Source organism: Candidatus Cloacimonadota bacterium (assembly GCA_020532355.1).
Taxonomy (GTDB): Bacteria; Cloacimonadota; Cloacimonadia; order Cloacimonadales; family Cloacimonadaceae; genus UBA5456.
Genome location: JAJBBD010000080.1, coordinates 1 through 4,788, shown reverse-complemented (window position 1 = coordinate 4,788; position 4,788 = coordinate 1). Strand labels below are relative to the sequence as shown.

Sequence of the window (4,788 nt, the reverse complement as noted above, 5' to 3'; positions counted from 1 at the left end):
TTGACGAATTGGTAAGGTTTCGAAACATATAATCTGGCGATGGTTTTATGCAAAAAAGGTACCTATAGCCTTATCCAAGCTACTGCTATTATGGATGTAAGGAGAGATTATGAATTGGAAGAAGTACTCTGTGGATGACCGGAACTCATAAATGTAAAGAATATAGAAAAGTTTAGATTATCGAAACCAGGGAGAAGAAAAATGCCAGATATGAACGATCAGTTGAAAAATGAGTTCAATGGCCTGTTAGAATCAGTATCCAGTCTCGTTATCAACACCGAGGTGAAGGAAACTCTTCAGGAACTGGAAAGGTCGATCAATGATACTGTGTCTGAGATTGGCAACTATGCTAATACGATCCAGAAGGCATCTGAAGGGTTTAGTCAGTTGATGAAGATCCAAGAGAAAAACACAAAATCTATTGTAAAAGAGATTTCCAGTATAGAGGATTTCCTTACCCGTTTAGAAGAATCTCACAAGGAATATCACAAGAAAACCATAGAAGTTCTGGAAACGATCAAGGAAACCAATCTAATCCAATACCGGTTTATGAACAAGATGCTTAATTGGATCCTGGTTTTTGTTTTGCTGATCTTGGTGCCTGTAGCTTATGCATTCATCAGTAGTATGCAAGTTAGATAACTAAAGGTTTTAACAAGTTCTGTAAACATGGACACATATTCGGATTCTCCCACTCCCATGCTATCAAGCGAGTTGAGTGCCTATGATAAGGGGCTGGCTCTCTATTCCAAGCTGCTCCATGGGATGGATATGCTGCTTAGGGAAAAAGCGATGGACATCCTGTCACTGGAATTAAATCAGGAGATCAACTACTGGAGTTCAGTTATTGATGATCTCAGCGAGTTTGCCAAGGGGTCAATGCTGAAAGATCTGAACGACATGATGAATGACACTGCCTACGAACTCATGAACCTAAAGGAAAGTGTCAAAAAGCCGTTCTTGCTGTTCGTGATCGGGATGGGGAATTATGGCAAATCCACCCTTGTAAACGCACTGCTTGGCAAGGAACTGGCGGATGTGGGTGTCCTGCCGAAAACGTGGAAGATAGACATATTCGAAAAAGCTGAAACGGGTTCTGATGATGTCACTTTAGAACTGGTCTTTCGGGATTCAACCCGGGAAGTCATGCCTGAAGTTGAAGCCAGAAGGTTTTTGGCTTCAGAAGAGAAGAAAAGGGAAAGATCTGAAATTGAGGCCATGAAGGTTTTTAACGCCAATTCCGCCGATCTACCGACCCTGGAGGCGAAGGAGCAGTATAAGGCATACTTGGAAAAGACTATGATCTATCAGTCCCAAGTTGACGAAGTGATCTGGCACATTCCGGGAAAGAACGCCATACTCGATGAATACCGGCTTGTGGATACGCCTGGACTGATACAGGACCTGCTGGGAGATGAAAGATACGGCCTATCGGATTATTATTTCAAAGCGGACGGCGTGATCTGGCTGCTTGACGCTACCACCATCTCATCGAAGAATACTCAGGATCTGATCAAGAAGATCATCAAGCTATCAGGGAATGATCGGAGTCTTCGTAACTCAATCGCTGTGCTTAACAGAATAGACCAAGTGTATGAACAGCAAGGGAAAGAGGGGGTGGAAAAAGTTATGGCGCAGGCCTTGGAAATCTATGGCGGTGTTTTCCCGAAGATCATCCCGTTCTCGGCTAAGCAGGCCTGGTTGGGAGTGTCGGCCAATGACCAACAACTAACGCAACAGAGCAACATTGAGCAACTGCTTGAACATATCCGGGAAGTGTTCAGCGCCCAGGCCAGGGTGATCCGCTACAGAAGCAAATCCAAGGGGATCAAGCTTCTGAACGATAAGATGACGGATAGCGTAAATGATTATCTAGCAAGACTACAGGCAGACACCAATAAATTATGGCAAGATAGCAAGACCATCCATGATGAAGCGCAGCGTCTGGCAAAGTCCCTTGAGAGAAATCTGAGTATAAGCCTTGAACGCTATCGCAAACAGGTGAACAGTCGTATAAGAAATGAGATTTGTGACTTGGAAGCGATCAAACTTCTCAATGCGGGGGGCAGTTTCGTTGCTTCAACAATACTCAAAACCAACGAACTGATCGTGACGTATAATAGCCATTTAAAAGAAATTGAAGCTGTGATAAAGGGCTTTCTGGATTACCAGGTCCAGGAGGTTACTTTCAGTGAGTTTGCGTTGATCAAACAGGTAGAGGTAAAATCACAAAAGATATGCATTGAAGCTCCAACCATCAGGCTTGACGATTCATTCACCGACAACACGACGGCCAACACCATATCTGCAGGAGCAGTGGGCGCACTGATCGGTTCCTTTGTGGTTCCTGGCTTGGGAACTATGATCGGTGCTTTCCTGGGTGGAGTTTTGGGCAGCATCTTCTCGGAGTCCGCTGAAGATAAACTTAAGAGACTCCATGACAAGGTCCAGACTGAAACGGATAAGATCATTAGCAATCTGATAGAAAAGATCAATCTAGTAGTCGAAGATAATATAAAAATCGCTGTTGAAAAACTTTCGCAAGAGCAGATCTCAAGCTTCTCTTTACTTCATTGCAAGCCTTCGAAAAAACCCATCGTGTCTGACCTGCTATACGGGGTGATCGAGCGTATTTTGTCAGAAGATATCTCAACTAGCCAGAGATCGATGTTGTTTGCCATTATGGCACCGGATATAATCACAAGAATTAAGAAGGATTAACCATGAAAAAATTACATGATTACCTGTCATTGTTTAAACAATCGCCCTTGAGGGATGTGTCTTCAGAATCTGACTCTATTATTGCCCTGTTCAGCAAGGAAGCCGGACAGCTTATGGCAGACGCCAAGTTCATTGAAAAAAGATCGTCTGAGCCTTTGAATGTGGTCATCCTGGGGGAAGTAAAAGCGGGGAAATCAAGCCTGATAAACGCGATTCTGCAGGATGATGTTTCCCCGGTGGACGTAACGGAAGCCACTTCATGCATTGTCGATGTTTCATTCGGAGAAGAACCCAATGCATCTCTCCTACTTGATGAACAAGTGGTAGAAACCGGTAGTAGAGAAGTTGTTTGGGAATACTATGCCTCGCAAAGCAAGTATATCCATGAAAACAAACAGAGAGCGGAAATACGCCTTTGCCTTAACTCTACAGCGCTAAAGAACCTCCATCTGGTGGATACGCCAGGCTTGGAGACTATCAACGCAAGCTATGAGAACGCTACGGTTAACTTCTTCAATTCGTCTGATGTAATCATTTGGGTATTTAACGCCAACCACGCCGGCCAGTCGGATGTGCGGGAAAGGTTGTCCGCTGTTGCCAAGCTGGGTAAGCCCATGATCGGCGTGGTAAGCAGGATCGATGAGATCGGAAATGAGGCGGATGCCATCCTCAACTACTATAGGAACAATTACTCACTGTACTTCCAGAAAATAATGGTGTTCTCTTCCTTATGGGCAAGAATCGGCCTTGAGGTTAAGGATGGTGACACTCCAAGATCAAGCGGCATCAAAGAACTGCTTGAATATCTTAAAGAGATTGATGAAGAGGTAAAGCGGGTTAAAAGTGAAAGCACTCTAAGCAGTATGTACGCCTTGGCTCTTAAAGACAAGGCATTGCACGAATTGGCCAAGAATAGAGTTGATTATCTCCTCAATCAAATCCTGTTGTTCCGCAATAAATGCGATTATCATCGGGACTCTATCGGCAGGACACTAAAAGGTTTGGCGGAAGAATGGCTCGAAAACAAGTTTCTGGCGGAGGAAGAAGAACAGGTGCTGGCAGCAATAAATGATTCTCACAGCTCTTCCGAGATAAACTCAATGGTTAAGCAGGCGGTTTCCAACGACAACATCAACCGCAGGCTGGAACAGATGTTTGCCCTGATAAGCTCCGCCTATTCTTCCGAGTGGAAAAACGCAGTGGAGAACATCGCCCTCGAACTGAGCAAGGCCGATGAACTGCATCTCTCATTTCAAAAGAAGATAATCGCGGAGGTTGAGGGAGAGAACATCACTATGCCGGAGATGCTGATCGAAGGCGTTAAAAAAGGAGCTGCCATTGGTGGAGCGTTTGGCTTGGTGGGCGGGTCAATCGTGGTCGCAATGACAGCTGCTACCATGCCTGCCTTGCTGGTTATCGTGCCCTTTTATGCATTGATTGGAACTTTGGCCGGCGGTATTGCCAATCTCTTCGGACTCCCCAAAAATAAGGAGAAATTGAAAAGGGGGGTGGAAAAAGAATTCCGCCGGGCCAGAGCAGATTTTGGAAATCATTACATGTCTGAATTCCAAGCTAACCTTAACAATGTTATGCGGTCAACGGTAATTGAACTTACTGATAATTTCACCAAAACCGCAGAGATGCCTCCGGAAGCAATTCTCCAGCGTTACGTGGAAAGCTTGATTAAGTATCTAAAATCCTTGGACGAAACGATTTAATCAGAAAACTGTGAAGAAAAAAAGCGAATGTGTTGTTTCTGCACTAAGTCGTCTGACAAATCAGTGGCACAACCTGCCAACTTGCTGTCATGATTTGACAAATTACTGTCAGTTTTAATGATCTCTGGATTACGATGATTTGACAAAAGAGTGTCACAAACTGAGGGCTTTTCCGCGGTTTTGTCAAACGGGTGTCACGATTTGACATTTCAGGTGTCACTTCTTAATTGCAAAGAACTAAGGCAATATCCCGGATAGCCCGCGCTTTGGATTGTCAAGCGGGGTGCAGATTGTGATTCGATAACGATCTTCCGGATTCGCCTCAGATAAGCTATTAAAGAATCAAATC

The 4,788-nt window shown here is 44.4% G+C and carries 3 protein-coding genes; all 3 read left to right on the top strand.

The window, feature by feature from the left end:
* The first annotated feature begins 201 nt into the window (after positions 1 to 201).
* Genes LHW48_02700 through LHW48_02690 form a run of 3 tightly spaced genes read left to right on the top strand, consistent with a single transcriptional unit; the run spans position 202 to position 4,439 of the window.
* The gene (locus LHW48_02700; GenBank protein MCB5259368.1) at positions 202 to 642 is read left to right on the top strand and encodes a hypothetical protein; all 441 of its coding nucleotides are present in this window, start codon (positions 202 to 204) and stop codon (positions 640 to 642) included.
* 57 nt (positions 643 to 699) lie between these two features.
* The gene (locus tag LHW48_02695) at positions 700 to 2,721 is read left to right on the top strand and encodes a dynamin family protein (protein MCB5259367.1); all 2,022 of its coding nucleotides are present in this window, start codon (positions 700 to 702) and stop codon (positions 2,719 to 2,721) included.
* Between the two features lie 2 nt (positions 2,722 to 2,723).
* Entirely contained in the window at positions 2,724 to 4,439 is a 1,716-nt protein-coding gene (locus LHW48_02690; GenBank protein MCB5259366.1) for a dynamin family protein, read from the top strand.
* Positions 4,440 to 4,788: the final 349 nt, after the last annotated feature.

What these genes read in the sequence shown, in the direction of transcription:
- LHW48_02700 (MCB5259368.1), top strand. Translation starts at nt 202, where the DNA reads ATGCCAGATATGAACGATCAGTTGAAAAATGAGTTCAATGGCCTGTTA.
- LHW48_02695 (MCB5259367.1), top strand. Translation starts at nt 700, where the DNA reads ATGCTATCAAGCGAGTTGAGTGCCTATGATAAGGGGCTGGCTCTCTAT.
- LHW48_02690 (MCB5259366.1), top strand. Translation starts at nt 2,724, where the DNA reads ATGAAAAAATTACATGATTACCTGTCATTGTTTAAACAATCGCCCTTG.